Raw genomic sequence first — 15,191 nt, forward strand, 5'->3', positions numbered from 1 at the left:
GTCACCGGCCGGGCCCCGTCAAGGCGACAGCCCCTCGGCCTCGCGCAGGGCGCTGGGGCTGCTGCCGGACCACCTCCTGACCGCGCGGCGCAGGGCGCGGGCGTCGGCGTAGCCGGTGCAGGCGGCGATCGCCTCGGTGCTCAACTCCGTGCCCCGCAGCAGCTCCAGGGCCCGGGTGCGGCGGACGGCCTGCAGCTCCTCCCGCCAGGTGCTCCCGTGCTCGTCCAGGCGGCGCTGGAGGGTGCGCGGGCCGATCGCCAGCCGCTGCGCCACCGCGGTGAGGGTCGGTCCGCCCTCCCGCTCCGCCGCCGCGAGGGCGATCCGGAACAGGTCCAGCCAGCTGTGCAGCGGGACGGCGGTGGCGACGCTCTGCTCCGCGTGCGCCCGCAGGACGGCCGAAAGCCCCGGCTGGGCAAGGGGGTTGGCGGCCCTGATGTCGGCGGCGGCGAAGGTGACGGAGGAGATCGGGGCGTCGAACTCGACCGGCGCCCCGCCGTAGAGCTCGCGCAGCGCGCGGTGCCGCCGGGGAGCACGGGCCGCCAACGCCACCCGGACGGGGACCAGGTCCTGCCGGGTGGCCTCGGAGAGCCGCCGGCGGAACAGCCCCATCGCGAACGAGCGGATCGCGGCGGCGGTCTCGTCGGTCAGGTCCGCCTCGTTGGCGTGGCTGACGACGACCTCCCCGTCCTCCTCGGCGATCCGGACCTCCTCCGTTCCGGCGTCGGCGATGGCGGCCAGGTGCGCGGAGGCGTCCCGCAGGCCGTCGAGCGGGGTGGCCGCGGAGGTCAGCAGGTAGTCCCAGACGCCGAAGGCCCCGAGCGAGGACTGCCGCGTCATCGCCAGGGCCACCTCGGTCCAGTGGACCTGAGTGACCATCAGCTGCCAGATCCGGATGTTGGTGGCGGCCGGCGTCCGGTAGCGGTCGTCGGTGAGGTGCTCAGGCGCCATGCCGAGCAGGCGGCCGTACTGCTCCCGCTCCACGCCCAGCAGTTCGGCGCAGCCGGCGTTCACCCGGGTGAACGCCGAGGGGGTGGTCCCTTCGTGCGGCTGTGACGGCGGCTGTGACGGCATGGGAGCCGAGCATAGCCAGCCGGTGCCTGTCGCACAGGGTCCGGTGCCTGACGCCTTCGGTCCTCGGTTCCACCGCCGCGATCATCTAGCGTCGGGACGGGAGGCCCCCCAGCCGCCCGCCATGAGAGGCCCTCCTCCCGGCCCCGACCCCCACCGGGCCCGGAGGGAGGGCCCTTCTCGTCCTGCCTCGGCTACCCCCGGTCGTGTTCGGCGCGGGCCCGGAGGACCTCGGGCATGTGCTGGTCGGCCCAGGCCTTGAGGGTGTGGAGGACGGGGAGCAGGGTCTCGCCGAGCGGGGTGAGCGCGTAGTCGACCCGGGCCGGGACGGTGGGGGTGACGGCGCGGGTCAGCAGGCCGTCGCGTTCGAGGTGGCGGAGGGTCTGGGTGAGCATCTTCTCGCTGATCCCGGCCAGTCGGGCCCGGAGTTCGGAGTAGCGCAGCGGGCCGTCCGCGAGGGCGTTGACGGTCAGGCTGACCCACTTGTCGCCGATCCGCTCCAGCAGGTGGCGGGCCGGGCAGTCGGCCAGGTAGGCGTCGTAGCGGGCCCGTTCGGCGGCGCGGCGCTGGGCGGCGGTCATGGTGGGCACTGGCTCTCCTCCCGGTGCGGTACGCACCTCGGGGTGCGTCCTTACCGGGGGAGCGTAACGGCCCGTAGCGTCGGCGGCAGTTGGCGATCAGTCCGTGGAGGGGAGCAGTGATGCGTGCCGTCGTCGTCCGTACTTTCGGAGGTCCCGAGCAGGTGGGCGTGGAGGAGGTGGAGCCGCCCGAGCCCGGGGCGGGGCAGGTGCGGATCCGGGTGGAGGCCGCCGCCGTGAACCCGGTGGACGCGGTGACCAGGGCCGGAGTCCTGACCGGGGCCGGGCTGGTGGCGGAGCGGGAGGTGACCGGCATCGGCTGGGACGTCGCGGGTGTGGTGGAGCAACTGGGCGAGGGCGTGGCGGGGTTCGGGCTCGGCGACCGGGTGATCGGGTTGCGGGACCGGCTGGACGTCCCGCTCGGCACCCACGCCGATCAGGTGGTGCTGGACGCGACGGCCGTGGCCGCGGCACCGGACGGGGTGCCGGTGGTCGAGGCGGCGGCCCTGCCGCTCAACGGCCTGACGGCCGATCAGGCCCTCGACCTGCTCGGCCTGCCGGCCGGGGCGACGCTGCTGGTCACCGGTGCGGCGGGCGGGGTGGGCGGGCTCGCCGTCCAACTGGCCGCGCTGCGCGGGCTGCGGGTGGTGGCTCAGGGCGCGGAGGCGGACCGGGAGGCGCTGCTCGGGCTGGGCGCGGAGTGGTTCGTGCCCCGGGGCGCTGGCGAACTCGCCGAGCAGGTACGGGCCTTGGTGCCCGGCGGGGTGGACGGGGCGTTGGACGCCGCACTGCTCGGGGTGGAGGCCCTCGGGGCGGTCCGCAACCGGGGTGCCTTCGTCGCCCTCTCGGCCGGCCGCGCCCCGGTCGCCCTGCGCGGCATCCGGGTCGCCCAGGTCTGGGTGGCGGCCGACGGCGAGGCCTTGGCCCGGCTGAGCACCCTGGCCGCCGACGGCCGCCTCGTCCTGCGGGTCGGTGCCGTCCTCCCGCTCGGCGAGGCCGCCCGGGCCCATGAGCTGTTGGCCCGCCCGGGCCGGAGGGGTGCCGTGGTGTTGGTGCGATGACTCCTCGCCGGGCGCGGACGGGGCTCGGGGGAGTCGGCATGCCGTCCGGGCAGCGCCGCAAGCGCATTCGACGTGCCCGTGCGGTCACGTACGCGCGGCTCAGGGCTCGCGGCGGGTGAGCTCCTCGGCCAGCGAGCGCTGGAAGGCCGTCACCAGGGCCTGGACGACCATGGGTTGGATCCGTTCGGTCAGGCCCTTCATCCGCTCCAGGTCCTCCTCGCTCGGCTCGCTCTCCCGGTACGGGCGCCAGACCGTGTCGCGGAACAGGCGGTGCAGGTCGTGCGCGGTGGCCTGGCTGTGCAGGCGGACCACGGCGCGTGCCGCCAGCAGGGTCTCCAGCGGGATGGGGACGTCCAGGACGCGGACGCCGAGCGGCAGCATGCCGGGCTCGATCTTGAAGAGCTCCGGGTCCTCGGTGCGGTGCACCGCGCCCATCGCGGCCAGCCGGTCGACGTCCTCCTCGGAGAGCTCCCGGCCGACCCGGCGTCCGAGCTGCTCGCGGGTCGCCTCCTCGGCCACCTCGGGGGTCCAGGAGGCGACCAAGCCACGGTGGAACGCCAGGTCCAAGGAGCTGATGTCCTCGGGGAGTTGGGACAGGTAGCGCTCGATCGCGGCCAGTGTCAGGCCCTGCCGCTGGAGCTCCTCGATCAGCTCCAGCCGGCCCAGGTGCTCGGCCCCGTACCACCCGACCCGGCGCGGTCCCAGCTCCGGCGGGGGCAGCAGCCCCTTGGTGCTGTAGAAGCGCAGTGTCCGCACCGTCACCCCGGCCCGCGCCGCCAACTCGTCGACGGTCATCTGCGACGGCGCCGGCGCTGCCATGGTGGGCCTCCTGCTCGGATCGGGACGCGGCACTACCGCTGTGACAGCAGTAGTGTCCCATCCGGGGCGGGCCGGTGCCGAGAAGCGGGGTTCAGCTTTCGGCGTGCGGGGTGATCAGGCCGGTCTCGTAGGCGAGGACGACGGCCTGGACGCGGTCGCGCAGGCCGAGCTTGGTGAGGATGCGGCCGACGTGGGTCTTCACGGTGGTGGGGCTGAGGACCAGGCGGTCGGCGAGCTCGGCGTTGCTGAGGCCGGTGGCGAGCAGGCGCAGGACCTCGAGCTCACGGGGCGTCAGGTCGGCTAGGGCGCGGTGCGGTGGGGGCGGGGGAGAGGAGGGCGGCTCCGGGCGGGCGAAGCGTTCGACCAGGCGGCGGGTGATGGCGGGGGCCAGCAGGGCGTCGCCGGTGCGCACCAGGCGGACGGCGGCGACCAGGTGCTCGGGGGTGACGTCCTTGAGCAGGAAGCCGCTGGCGCCGAGGGTGAGCGCCGCGTAGACGTAGTGGTCGAGGTCGTAGGTGGTGAGGATGAGCACCTTGGGGCCGCCGGCCTGTCCGGCGATCCGGCGGGTGGCCTCGATGCCGTCCATCACGGGCATCCGGACGTCCATCAGGACCACGTCCGGCCGGGTGCGCAGGACGGCCGACACCGCCTCGGCCCCGTTGGCGGCCTCGGCCACCACCTCGATGCCGTCGGCGGCCAGGATCATGCCGAAGCCGGTCCGCACCAGCGCCTGGTCGTCCGCCAGGACGACCCGCAGCGGGGCCGCGCTCATCCGGTCCGCCAGGGCAGCCGCGCGGTGATCCGGTAGCCGCCGGCCAGGGTCGGCCCGGCGGTCAGTTCGCCGCCGCAGACGGCGAGCCGCTCCCGCAGGCCGATCAGACCGCGCCCGCCGCCGGTGCTGACGGGCATGCGGGCCCCGGCGGGGCCGGTGTCGGTGGCCTCGATCGCCAGCCACTCCCCGGAGGTCTCCAGGGTGATCCTGGCCCGGGCCCCCGGGGCGTGCTTCAGGGTGTTGGTCAGGGCCTCCTGCACCACCCGGTACACCGTCAGCTCCACGATCGGCGCCAGCGGTTCGGCGGGCAGCGCCACGCTGGTCTCCACCGGGAGCCCGGCCGCCACCACCCGCTCCACCAGCGCGTCGAGCTGCCCCAGCCCGGGCTGGGGCTCCAGGCCTTCGGCCCGTTCGTGCTCGGGGGCGGCCAACAGGCCCATCACCTGCCGGAGTTCGGCCAGCGCCGCCCGTCCGCCGGACTCCACCGCGAGCAGCGCCTCGCGGGCCTGCTCGGGCGCGGTGCCCAGCACGGTGCGGGCCGCGCCCGCCTGGATCACCATCACGCTGACATTGTGGGTCACCACGTCGTGCAGCTCGGCCGCGATCCGGGCGCGCTCCTCGGCGACCGCCCGCCGGGTCTCCTCCCGCTGGGCCAGCCGCAGCTCCTCCATCCGTTCCCGCCCGGCCGCCAGCCGCCGCTGCCAGAACCGCACCAGGGAGGCCGAGACCCCCGCCGCCAGCAGCACCACCGCCGGGCTCGACCACCCCGGCAGCACTGGTCGCGCGTCCCGCAGCACCACCCCCGCCACCACCGCCCCGGCCAGCAGCGCCGCGACGGCCGGAACCCGGTGGCGGCTGTGCCGGACGGCGCCGTAGGCGGCCAGCACGCAGCAGAGCACGTTGATCCAGGAGGCCCGGTCGCCGAGGGCCAGCAGGGCGGCCAGCACCAGGGCGAAGACCGCCAACGGCCACCGCCGACGGAGCGCCAGCGGCAGCGCGGAGAGCGGCACCAGCAGCCAGAGCGCGGCGGCTGACGGCCCGTCGGGCCCCGCCGTCTCCGGCACGGCGCCCAGCGGGAGGTCCGGCGGGGCCGGGACGGTGAAGACCTGCTGCGGGCCGATCCGGATCGGCCCGTCGCCCGGGTACCGCACCGCGACCACCAGGGCCGTGACGGTCAGCACCACCGCGAGCAGCACGTCGGCCCACCGGGCCAGGCGCGACGGCGGGGCCGGCGGACGGCCTTCCGCCCGCAGCGCCTCCCGCACCTGGTGACGCCATCCGCGTCGTTCCCGCTCCCGCACCGGGTCATTGTGCGGGCCGGGTGGCCCCGGGCGCGTCCACCCTGACGACGACCCCGCCCTCCGCGAGGCGTACGCCGCGGGAAGGACCCGCGGCCGGGATCGTCCGCCGGGAGGGCCGGAGGTCGGCGTGACGGCCGACGCGCCGCCCGCGCGCCCGGGCCTAGGTTCACCCCGTTCCCCGAACCGAGACCCCTCACCGGAGGACCACCGTGTCCCATGTGATCGAACTGGCCGGCGTCGTCCGGCGCCACGGCACCACCACCGCGCTCGGCCCGCTCGACCTCACCGTCGCCGAGGGCGAGGCGCTGGCCGTGACCGGGCCCTCCGGCAGCGGCAAGTCCACCCTGCTCAACCTGGTGGCCGGGCTGGACCGCCCGACCGACGGCAGCGTCACCGTCGCCGGGACCAGGCTGGACGGGCTCGGCGAGCACGCCCTGGCCCGCTTCCGCCGGGAGCGGATCGGCATGGTCTTCCAGTTCTTCAACCTGCTGGACGACCTCACCGTGGCCGACAACATCCTGCTCCCGGCCCAGCTGCGCGGCGCCGGACGGCGCACCGCCGCCGCCCGTGCCGAGGAGCTGATGGAGCAGCTCGGCATCGCCCGGCACGCCCGGGCCCACCCCGGACAGCTCTCCGGCGGCGAACGCCAACGCGTCGCGGTGGCCCGGGCCTTGGTGAACCGCCCGGCCCTGCTGCTGGCGGACGAGCCGACCGGAGCCCTGGACAGCGCCGCCGGGGAGCAGGTGCGCGAGCTGCTCACCGAGCTGCACCGCGGCGGCCAGACGGTGGTGCTGGTCACCCACGACCTGGAGCTCGCCCGGGCCTGCGCCACCCGCACGGTGGTGCTGATCGACGGTCAACTCGCCCAGGACGGTCAACTCGCGCGGCACTCCCGGACGGAGGCCGGCCGATGAGGATCCGCTTCGCCGGGGCCCTCGGCTCCGTGGTGCGCGCCGGGGTGGCCCGACGGAGGGTGCAGAGCCTGGTGGTGGCGCTGGCCGCGCTGTTCGCGGTCGCCTCCTCCGTGGTGGCCGGGGCGCTGCTGGTCGCCGTCGACGCCCCGTTCGACCGCGCCTTCGCCCGCGGGCACGGGGCCCACCTGACCGTCCAGCTGGACCCGGCCAAGGCGGACCGGGCCCAACTCGAAGCCGCCGCACGGGCCGTGGGCGTCACCGAGACCGCCGGCCCGTACCGGGCGCTGGGCCTCCAGCTGACCGACCCCGAGGGCCGCCGCCTGCCGGCCCTCAGCACCGTGGGCCGCGCGGACCCCGGCGGCGCCGTCGACAGGCTCGAACTCGGCAGCGGCCGCTGGGCAACCGCGCCCGGAGAACTGGTGCTCTCCCGCGCCTTCGCCGGGCCCGGCTTCCCGCTCGGGACGGTGCTGCGCGCCGCGCAGCTCCCGGGATCTCCGGAGTTCACCGTGGTCGGCCTGGCCACCTCGGCCGGCCGCAGCGCCGACGCCTGGGTGACGCCCGGTCAGCTCGACGCCCTGGCCACTCCGGAGCAGCCCGCCACCACCCAGCTGCTCCACCGGCTCGCCGACCCCGACGGCGTGGCCCGCCTCGACGCGGCCCGGCGGACGTACGCCGGGGCGCTGCCCGCCGGCGCGGTGCTGGGATCCGTCTCCTGGCTGGACACCAAGCGGGCCGCGGACCAGGGCGCCGCGCCCACCGTCCCGTTCCTGCTCACCTTCGGCGCGCTCGGCCTGGCCATGGCGGTGATCACCGTGGCCGGAGCGGTGAGCGGCGCGGTCGGCACCGGGCTGCGCCGGATCGGCATCCTCAAGGCGGTCGGCTTCACCCCCGCCGAGGTGGTCCGCGCCTACCTGGCCCAGGCCCTGGTCCCGGCCGGCGCGGGCGTCCTGCTCGGCGTGCCGCTCGGCAACCTGCTGGCCCTGCCGCTGCTCGCCGACACCGAGGAGGCGTACGGTGCGGTCCCGCTCGGCGTGGCCTGGTGGGTGGACGTGCTCGTCCCGGCCACCGCCCTGGCGGTGGTCGCCCTGGCCGCCCTGCTGCCCGCCCTGCGGGCCGGACGGCTGCGCACCGTCGAGGCCATCGCGGTAGGCCGCACCCCGCGGGCCGGCCGCGGCCGCCGGGCCCACCGGCTGGCCGTCCGGCTCCCGCTGCCCCGGGCCGTGACGTACGGACTGGCGCTGCCCTTCGCCCACCCGGTCCGGGCCCTGGCCATGCTGCTCGCGGTCGCCTTCGGCACCCTGACGGCGGTCTTCGCGGTCGGCCTGACTGGCTCCCTCGGCGCGGTCGGCGCCGCCCAGGACCCGGGCGGCCGGGCCCAGGTGACCGTCTTCACCGGCGGCGGCTCCGGCGGGCCCGGCGTCCCGGCCCCCGGCCAGGCCGAACGGCCCGCCGCCGACCCGGCCCGGCTGCGCGCCGCGATCGAGGCCGAGCCCGGCACCGCGGGGTACTACGGCCGGACCTGGGCCGAGACCAGCGTGCCCGGGGTGTCCGGCGCCTCCCGGGCGGTGCTGTACGAAGGGGACTCCCGGCGCGGCGCGCTGGAGCTGATCGACGGTCACTGGCTGGACGGCCCCGGCCAGGTGGTCGCCCCCAGCGGCTTCCTGGCCCGTACCGGCCACCGGATCGGCGACACCGTCCGGGTGGTCCACCGTGGCACCACCAGGGAGCTGCGGATCGTCGGCGAGGGCTTCGAGACGGCGGACGAGGGCATGCACCTGCACGCCCTGCTGGCCGACTTCCCCGCCGCCGGCCCCGGCTCCTACCTGGTCGCCCTGACCGACGGGACGGACCCGGCCGCGTACGCCGCCCGGCTCGGCGCCGTGGTCGGCCCGCTGGGCGGCGAGGCGGTCGCGACGGCGCCGGACGGGCGGGAGGGGCTGGCCCTGGTGCTGACCGCGATGGCGGCGCTGCTCACCCTGCTGCTGGTCGGGGTGGCCGGGCTCGGGGTGCTCAACTCGGTGCTGCTGGACACCCGGGAGCGGGTCCGCGACCTGGGCATCGCCAAGGCCGTCGGCATGACCCCGCGTCAGACCGTGGCCCTGGTGCTCTCCTCGGTCACCCTGATCGGGCTGCTCGGCACCGCGCTCGGGCTCCCGGCCGGAGTCCTGCTGCACGAGGTGGTCGTCCCCGCCATGGGCCACGCCGCGGGCGTCGACCTCCCGAGGTCCGTGCTGGCCGGCCCGGGCCCGGGGCAGCTCGCCCTGCTGGCCCCGGCCGGGCTGCTGATCGCCCTGCTGGGCGCCCTCCTCCCGGCCACCTGGGCGGCCCGCACCACCACCGCCACGGCCCTGCGGACCGAGTGACCCCGGGCCCGGGGCCGGGGCCGTCCGCCCGCTCCGGTACGCTCGCGCAGCCGTTCGACCGCTGGTGGTGGCGGCGGGACCAGGGGGAGCGAAGCAGTGGACACGCCGTCATGTGACCGGCCGGGCAGCCCGCGTGACGGTGCGGTGGAGGAGCCGAACCCCTACGCCGCGCCGTCCTACCCGCCGCCGCCCGGGCTGCCCGGGCAGTTCGAGCGGCCCCGGCGGCGGTTCGGCCCGGGTGCCTGGGCCGCCCTGGTGGTGGCGGTCGCCCTGGTGGCCGTCACCACGGTGGTGGTGGCGACCAAGGGCTCGGAGGCCGTCCGGGAGGTCGGACAGCGCGTCCGCGACGCCGAGAAGCCGTGGGAGCCCGGGGAGTGCTTCCGGGGCGGGAACGACGAGCTGTCGCGCGCCGAGGAGGTGCCCTGCACCGAGCCGCACCGGATGGAGGTGTTCACCGCCTACGACCTGGCCGACCAGGCGTACCCGGGGAGCGAGGAGCTGCGCACCATGGTCCTGGGGCGGTGCCGGCACGGCCAGTACGGGTACGTGCTCGACCGCATGGCGATCCCGCGCGGGACCAGGATCGGCGCGCTGATGCCGAGCGAGACCCAGTGGAAGCTCGGCGGACGGGGAATGGTCTGCCACTTCACCCACCCGCAGCCGCGGCGGGGCTCGATCACCAAGGGCACGGCCGGCTACTCGCCCGAGCAGTACGGCTACCTGGCGGCCGAGCACCCCGTCGACGAGGCGCTGTCGCAGTGGCCGGAGCAGGATCCGTCCCAAGCCCCGCTCCAGTACCGGGAGTTCGCCGCCGACCTGGCCAAGGCGCTGCGGGTGGAGTCGGGCCTGCTGGACGGCGTCCGCTGGAGCGAGGGGCCGAAGCAGCGGCTGGACGCGCTCAAGGCGGAGCTGGAGGCCCAGGCCCGGCAGGCCGACCTGGTGGCGCGGACCGAATCCGTCCAACTGCTCGCCGAGGTCGACAAGTTGCGCGTCCACGGCCAGGCCGACCTGCGCTTCCGCTCGGCCCTGGACCTGCCGGTCGTCCCGCAGGACGCTCCCGACGAGGCCTGACCGGGCCCGCGCCGCGGCCCGGTCGAGCCCCCGGGCCCGATCAGGCGGAGAGCAGCTCCGGGTGGTGGCGCTCCGTCACCTCGGGGTGGGCCCGGGCGTAGCCCTTCAACTCGTTCCGCCCGAACTCGGCGAAGAGCGGGTTGGCCGGGTCGTCGGTGGCGCCCGGGGCGTGGTGCGCGCTCGGGAAGTCGAGCGGCTCGACGTGGGCGTCGAGGCGGGGGTTGTAGAAGAACGGGACGGAGAAGCGCTCGCGGGCCCCGGGCGGGCTGACCACGCGGTGGCGGGTGGCCTTGAGGTAGCCGTCGGTGGCGACTTCGAGGAGCTCGCCGAGGTTCACCACGAAGGCGCCGGGCACCGGCGGGACGGCGAGGAAGGTGTCGTCGGGGAGCAGCACCTCCAGCCCGCCGACGGTGTCCTGGAGGAGCAGGGTGATGAACCCGTAGTCCTTGTGCGCCCCGACGCCCTGGCCCGCCCCGTCGGGAGCGGTGCCGGGGTAGCGGACCAGCTTGAGCCGCAGGTGGGGGTGGCCGGCGAAGGCGTAGTCGTAGAAGTCGGGGCGGGCGCCGATCGAGGCGAGCAGCTCGTGCAGCAGCTTGGCGGCGACCGCGCCCAGGCGGTCGATCCAGTTGAGCGCGGCGGGCCGCAGCGCGGGCAGCGCGGGCGGCCACTGGTTCGGCCCCTCCAGCCACCAGTAGGGCTGGTCCTCGGGGCCGGGCACGTGCGGGGGCAGCTCGGCGCCGATGTCGAGCTGGTCGCGCCAGTCCTGGCTGCCGCCGGTGCGCTCGGTGCCGGTGCGGGTGTAGCCGCGGTAGTGCGGGGAGTTGAGGTTGCTGACGGCCAGTCGGTCCGCCTCGGGCAGGGCGAAGAAGGCGTGCATGGCGTCGGTCAGCTCGGTGGTCTCCTCCGGCGTCACGCCGTGGCCGATGAGCTGGAAGAAGCCGACCTCGGTGGCGGCCGCGCGCAGCGCGTCGTGCAGCAGGGCGCGGTCGTCGGCGGAGCCGTCGGCGAGGGAGAGGTCGATGACCGGGAGACCGGTGAGGTGCGCTGTCATGTGCCGCCGTCCGTGGTGAGTGCCGCTGCTACCGGACCACAGCACCAGATTAGTGCGCGTTTGTTCCGCTCAGAGGGTTGACCTGTCCGGAATGCGGAGGAGACTTGTGGGTACACCCCGGGAACACCGGACGGGTCGCCCCGCCGGCCGAGACGTCGGCCCCCCGCGCGATCAGGTCCAAGCCCCCCGGTCAGGCCCCCGGCAACTCCCTCCGGGCGCGGCTCCGCGAGCGACGGCCACGGATCCGGCAGACGGACGGAAGTACCGGGGACTGCGCTGTCCGGGGCCGTTCCGTCAGGAGTGGGGGAACGGGCACTTCGCGGGGGCGTCGGTCCCGAAGGTGCCCAGCTCGCTCAGCCGGTAGCCGTTCGGGTAGCCCCGCACCTGCCGCCCGTCCCGGGCGAAGTGCGGCGTGCGGCGTGCGGGCAGCAGTTGGACGAAGCGGCCGCGCAGCCGCATCCCGGCGCGGACGGCGGCGCGCAGGGCGGCCGGCGGGGCGGGGTAGCCGAAGGCTTCCCGCAGCGGGTCGTCGAGCAGGCAGAGCGCGGAGAGCCGCATCTGGCCGCCGAGCGGGCGCGGGTACCAGCTCTCGGTGAGGTCCAGGGTGGCGTCCGAGACGGCCCGGCCGCCGGGGTCGAAGGCGAAGTGCGCGCGCTCGTACCCGTCGAGCAGGGTCTCGAACTCCCGGTAGGTCTCCGGGACGCCGCGCAGTCCCATGCGGCGGCCGAGCTCGCGGTAGTAGTTGACCGAGGCGCGCACCTCGTGCGGGGAGAAGCGGCGCCAGCCGTAGTCGTCCATCCAGCGCTTGGGGACCACCACGAAGGTGGCGAGCACGTAGACGAAGTCCTCGTCGGAGATCGCGTAGCGGCGGTGCATCTGGTTCATCCGCCGGATCGCCTCGCGGCCCTGCGGGGAGTCGAAGCCGTGCTCGACCACCGCCTCCAGGATCAGCACGGTGTCGTCGTAGCGCTTCTGCGCCCGCCCGGTGAACTCCCCGGTCTCGGCGAGCAGGCGGCCGATGCTGGGGACCGCGTACGTGCGGTAGAGGGCGAAGCCGAGCGCCTGGTTGGTGTCCCAGGGGAACTCGTACTGGCTCATGATCCGGTAGATCTCGGTGTACTGGGTCTCCGGGTCGAGCCGGCGGATCCGCCGCAGCCACTCGTAGCGGTTCATCGGGGGGGATCCTTCCGGTGCGGACGGCTGGCTGCCGAGACCCTAGGGTGGCGGCAACCGGCCGGTCAACACCATGATCTGACGCGTGGTCAGCGCGGCTCGCCCGGGTAGGTGCCGAAGGACCAGAGGTTGCCCTCCGGATCGCGGACGGTGAAGTCGCGGGAGCCGTCCTTGCCGTAGTCGACGTCGCGCGGGGCGGTGACCACCTCGGCGCCCGCCCGGACGGCGCGGTCGAAGAGGGTGTCCGGGTCGCCGGTGACCACCACGTAGGCGCCGAAGGTGCCCGGGCGCAGCGGCCACGGGTCGTCCTCGCCGCCCCGGACGGAGCCGAGCATGACGCCGCCGCCGGCCGGCCAGGACAGCTGGGCGTGGTGGACGGTGTCGCCGTCGGCGTAGACGGCGGTCTCCTCGAAGCCGAAGGCCTCCACCAGGAAGCGGATCAGGGCCGGGGCGTCGGCCGCGCGCAGGCTGGGCCAGACCTGGGGCGGGGGCGGTTGGGTCATCGGGCGTCTCCTCCGGTCGGGATACCTGGAGGAGAGCGTAGGGCGGGGTGCCGCGCCGGGGCCGGATGTTCGATTGTCGAGTCCGGCCCCGCGTGACGGTCCGTCAGGAGTGCTTCGGCTCCGTGCCGGGCGCGAAGCTGGCGTAGTACGCGGCGGCCATGTCCTGGTCGCCGTGGCCCTGGGCGGCGGCCCGCTCGAAGCGTTCGGCCGAGGCGGCGGCCACGTCGAGCCGGACGCCGTGCCGGGCGCCGGTCTCGGCGATCAGGCGGGCGTCCTTGGCGGCGGTGGTGACGGCGAAGGAGGCCGGGCTGAGGCCGTCGCCGAGGATCAGGGCGGACTTGGCGTGCAGGTACCCCATGTCCAGCGGGCCGCCGGCGATCAGGTCGAGGAACTGCTGCGGGTCGACGCCGAGGGCGTGCGAGAGGGCCAGGGCCTCGCCGGCCGCGTTGGTGGCGGCCAGGACCCAGCTGTTGGCGACCAGCTTGAGGCGGGTGGCGGCGCCGCTCGCGCCGTCGTCGCCGGTCCGGACGGTGAGGGCGCCGACCGCGTCCCAGACCGGCACCAGCTCGGCCCAGTGCTCGGCGGGCCCGGCGGCCAGCACGGTGAGCTTCCCGGCCTCGGCGGGCGCGCGGGTGCCGAGCACGGGGCAGTCGAAGAACACCAGGCCGTGCGCGGCGGCCAGTTCGGCCAGCGCGGTGACGTCCTCCAGGCCGACGGTGGTGGACTGCATCCAGAGCGCCCCGGGGCGCAGGCCGGAGGCGGCCCGGCCCATCGCGTCCAGGACGGCCGCGCCGTCGTGGAGCATGGTCAGCACCACGTCGGCGCCCTCGACGGCCTCGGCCGCCGCGCCGACGATCCGGACCCCGTCGGCGGCCAGCGGTTCGGCCTTGGCGCGGGTGCGGTTCCAGGCGGTGACGGAGTGCCCGGCACGGGCCAGGTTGCGGGCCATCGCCGCCCCCATGATCCCCGTGCCGAGCACACCGATGGCGAGCCGGTCCGACATGACGTTCCCCTCTCGGTCGTGGTTCCCCGTTGGTGAGCATACGACTGACGGCTCGTCATGACCGGGCGGGGGCGGCGGAGGCCTCAGGGGCCGGTGGCGATCTGGCCGAGGTCGGTCCAGCCGCCCTGTCCGGGGCCGCCGGCGTACAGCGCGGCCCAGGTCGCGCCGTCGGTGACCAGGCGGTCGGCATGGGTGTCGCCGTCGAAGTCGGCGAACTCCACCTGCTGCTGAGGGACCGTCACCCCGGTGGCGATCCGGCCGAGGTCGTGCCAGCCGCCGTGGCCGTCGCCGCCTCGGTTGAGGTGGGCGGTGACGGCGCCGTCGTTGGTGAGGGTGAGGTAGTCGGTGCGGCCGTCGCCGTCGAGGTCGGCGAGGCGGACGCGGGTGCGGTCGGTGGTGGTGCCGGTGGCGATCTGGCCGAGGTTCTGCCAGCCGCCGTGGCCGTCGCCGCCTCGGTTGAGGTGGGCGGTGACGGCGCCGTTGTCGGTGAGGGTGAGGTAGTCGGTGCGGCCGTCGCCGTCGAGGTCGGCGAGGCGGACGCGGGTGCGGTCGGTGGTGGTCCCGGTGGCGATCTGGCCGAGGTCGTGCCAGCCGCCGTGGCCGTCGCCGCCCCGGTTGAGGAGTGCCCGGACCGCGCCGCCGTCGGCGATCACCAGGCGGTCGGCCCGGCCGTCGCCGTCGAAGTCGGCCCAGCGGTCCCGGCCCGCGCCGCCCGATTCGGTGCCCGCGCGGTGCGGTGCGGGGCGGACCGCCAGCCCGTCGGCGACCGCTTGGTCGAGCGCCCGGGCGTAGGCCTCGGCGAGCCTGGCGTAGCCGCGGTCGTTCGGGTGCAGGCCGTCGGGCAGTTCGGTGGCGGGGACGAGGGACGGCGGGGTGACGTAGCGGACCTTGGCGCCGCTCCGCTGCCTGGCTGAAATGGCCTCCTGCATGGAGGAGTTGAAGCTCTGTGCGGCGCTCTCGACCCCGTGGGTGGTGGGGATCAGGCCCAGGGCCAGGACGGTGGCGCCCGGCCGGGCGGCGGTGATCCGGTCGATCAGCGCGGAGAGGCGGTCCGGGGCGTGGGCGCGTTCGCCGCGGAGGAGGTCGTTGACGCCGAGGTGCAGCAGCACCACGTCGGGCTGGGCGGCGGCCAGCCAGCCGTCGACCCCCGGGGCGATCTGGTCGATCAGGGAACCGCTGTGCCCCTCGTGGTCCGGGTCGGGCACCGCGCCGTACGCGCCGGAGCCGACGAAGTCGGTGCTGTAGCGCGGCCGTTCGGCCGGTGCCCGGTCGCCCGGTGCCTGACCGCCCGGTGCCCGACCGGACAGCGTCCGGTACAGCGGGAGCCGGTAGCCCGCTCCGGTGGAGCTGCCGTCGCCGGCGGTGATCGAATCGCCCAGCGGCATCACCCGCAGGACCATCGGGGCGGGGCGAGCCCCCGGGCGGAGGCGGCGTGGACGGGGCGGGCGGTGAGCCAGGCCCCCGGCCGTGCAGAGCGCGGTGGTCAGGGTCAGGGTGACGGGCGAGGTCGAGGG

At 75.8% G+C, this 15,191-nt stretch carries 14 protein-coding genes; 4 read left to right on the forward strand and 10 right to left on the reverse strand.

Translation table 11 applies throughout. The features are described from left to right. Window positions 1-18: 18 nt before the first annotated feature. Window positions 19-1,071, reverse strand: a complete 1,053-nt coding sequence (locus ABD946_RS23280) for an AraC family transcriptional regulator ligand-binding domain-containing protein (protein WP_345286617.1) — start codon at window positions 1,069-1,071, stop codon at window positions 19-21. Window positions 1,072-1,262: 191 nt separating this feature from the next. Then, window positions 1,263-1,658: a winged helix-turn-helix transcriptional regulator gene (locus ABD946_RS23285; RefSeq protein ID WP_345286620.1), complete on the reverse strand. Its 396-nt coding sequence runs from the start codon at window positions 1,656-1,658 to the stop codon at window positions 1,263-1,265. A gap of 110 nt (window positions 1,659-1,768) precedes the next feature. Between ABD946_RS23285 and ABD946_RS23290 the strand changes: the two genes are divergently transcribed. Next, complete coding sequence (locus ABD946_RS23290) at window positions 1,769-2,707, forward strand: NADP-dependent oxidoreductase (protein ID WP_345286622.1); 939 nt, start codon at window positions 1,769-1,771, stop codon at window positions 2,705-2,707. A gap of 99 nt (window positions 2,708-2,806) precedes the next feature. Here ABD946_RS23290 and ABD946_RS23295 read toward each other — a convergent pair whose 3' ends face one another. From ABD946_RS23295 to ABD946_RS23305, 3 genes are all read right to left on the reverse strand, one after another. Continuing rightward, window positions 2,807-3,526, reverse strand: coding sequence for a MerR family transcriptional regulator (locus ABD946_RS23295; protein ID WP_345286624.1), 720 nt, complete (start codon window positions 3,524-3,526; stop codon window positions 2,807-2,809). Window positions 3,527-3,617: 91 nt separating this feature from the next. Next, entirely contained in the window at window positions 3,618-4,298 is a 681-nt protein-coding gene (locus tag ABD946_RS23300; RefSeq protein WP_345286626.1) for a response regulator, read from the reverse strand. Next, window positions 4,295-5,599, reverse strand: a complete 1,305-nt coding sequence (locus tag ABD946_RS23305; RefSeq protein WP_345286628.1) for a sensor histidine kinase — start codon at window positions 5,597-5,599, stop codon at window positions 4,295-4,297. The genes ABD946_RS23300 and ABD946_RS23305 overlap by 4 nt, the downstream gene beginning before the upstream one ends. A gap of 209 nt (window positions 5,600-5,808) precedes the next feature. Between ABD946_RS23305 and ABD946_RS23310 the strand changes: the two genes are divergently transcribed. The 3 genes from ABD946_RS23310 (at window position 5,809) to ABD946_RS23320 (ending at window position 9,947) form a co-directional block, all read left to right on the forward strand. After that, the gene (locus tag ABD946_RS23310) at window positions 5,809-6,513 is read left to right on the forward strand and encodes an ABC transporter ATP-binding protein (RefSeq protein ID WP_345286630.1); all 705 of its coding nucleotides are present in this window, start codon (window positions 5,809-5,811) and stop codon (window positions 6,511-6,513) included. Next, complete coding sequence (locus tag ABD946_RS23315; RefSeq protein ID WP_345286632.1) at window positions 6,510-8,876, forward strand: ABC transporter permease; 2,367 nt, start codon at window positions 6,510-6,512, stop codon at window positions 8,874-8,876. The genes ABD946_RS23310 and ABD946_RS23315 overlap by 4 nt, the downstream gene beginning before the upstream one ends. Window positions 8,877-8,972: 96 nt before the next feature. Beyond that, entirely contained in the window at window positions 8,973-9,947 is a 975-nt protein-coding gene (locus ABD946_RS23320) for a septum formation family protein (RefSeq protein WP_345286633.1), read from the forward strand. A 40-nt stretch (window positions 9,948-9,987) separates the two neighbouring features. Here ABD946_RS23320 and ABD946_RS23325 read toward each other — a convergent pair whose 3' ends face one another. The 5 genes from ABD946_RS23325 to ABD946_RS23345 form a co-directional block, all read right to left on the reverse strand. Next, complete coding sequence (locus tag ABD946_RS23325) at window positions 9,988-10,998, reverse strand: isopenicillin N synthase family dioxygenase (protein WP_345286635.1); 1,011 nt, start codon at window positions 10,996-10,998, stop codon at window positions 9,988-9,990. 294 nt (window positions 10,999-11,292) lie between these two features. Further along, window positions 11,293-12,171 carry an oxygenase MpaB family protein gene (locus ABD946_RS23330; protein ID WP_345286637.1) on the reverse strand — a complete coding sequence of 293 codons (879 nt, stop codon included), beginning with the start codon at window positions 12,169-12,171 and terminating at the stop codon, window positions 11,293-11,295. Between the two features lie 89 nt (window positions 12,172-12,260). Beyond that, a complete protein-coding gene (locus tag ABD946_RS23335) occupies window positions 12,261-12,674 on the reverse strand; it encodes a VOC family protein (protein WP_345286639.1) in 414 nt (137 codons plus the stop codon). A 103-nt stretch (window positions 12,675-12,777) separates the two neighbouring features. After that, window positions 12,778-13,677 carry an NAD(P)-dependent oxidoreductase gene (locus ABD946_RS23340; RefSeq protein ID WP_345286641.1) on the reverse strand — a complete coding sequence of 300 codons (900 nt, stop codon included), beginning with the start codon at window positions 13,675-13,677 and terminating at the stop codon, window positions 12,778-12,780. An 83-nt stretch (window positions 13,678-13,760) separates the two neighbouring features. Then, window positions 13,761-15,062 (reverse strand): FG-GAP-like repeat-containing protein, encoded by a 1,302-nt coding sequence (locus tag ABD946_RS23345; protein ID WP_345286643.1) that lies wholly within the window; start codon window positions 15,060-15,062, stop codon window positions 13,761-13,763. Between the last annotated feature and the right edge of the window lie 129 nt (window positions 15,063-15,191).

The sequence above is a fragment of the Kitasatospora albolonga genome (genome assembly GCF_039535905.1).
GTDB classification, from domain to species: domain Bacteria; phylum Actinomycetota; class Actinomycetes; order Streptomycetales; family Streptomycetaceae; genus Kitasatospora; species Kitasatospora albolonga.

Bases quoted from the DNA above. Each gene is read 5' to 3' on its own strand.
- ABD946_RS23340 (WP_345286641.1), bottom strand. From the start codon at position 13,677: ATGTCGGACCGGCTCGCCATCGGTGTGCTCGGCACGGGGATCATGGGG.
- ABD946_RS23315 (WP_345286632.1), top strand. From the start codon at position 6,510: ATGAGGATCCGCTTCGCCGGGGCCCTCGGCTCCGTGGTGCGCGCCGGG.
- ABD946_RS23330 (WP_345286637.1), bottom strand. From the start codon at position 12,171: ATGAACCGCTACGAGTGGCTGCGGCGGATCCGCCGGCTCGACCCGGAG.
- ABD946_RS23325 (WP_345286635.1), bottom strand. From the start codon at position 10,998: ATGACAGCGCACCTCACCGGTCTCCCGGTCATCGACCTCTCCCTCGCC.
- ABD946_RS23280 (WP_345286617.1), bottom strand. From the start codon at position 1,071: ATGCCGTCACAGCCGCCGTCACAGCCGCACGAAGGGACCACCCCCTCG.
- ABD946_RS23300 (WP_345286626.1), bottom strand. From the start codon at position 4,298: ATGAGCGCGGCCCCGCTGCGGGTCGTCCTGGCGGACGACCAGGCGCTG.
- ABD946_RS23335 (WP_345286639.1), bottom strand. From the start codon at position 12,674: ATGACCCAACCGCCCCCGCCCCAGGTCTGGCCCAGCCTGCGCGCGGCC.
- ABD946_RS23295 (WP_345286624.1), bottom strand. From the start codon at position 3,526: ATGGCAGCGCCGGCGCCGTCGCAGATGACCGTCGACGAGTTGGCGGCG.
- ABD946_RS23290 (WP_345286622.1), top strand. From the start codon at position 1,769: ATGCGTGCCGTCGTCGTCCGTACTTTCGGAGGTCCCGAGCAGGTGGGC.
- ABD946_RS23345 (WP_345286643.1), bottom strand. From the start codon at position 15,062: ATGCCGCTGGGCGATTCGATCACCGCCGGCGACGGCAGCTCCACCGGA.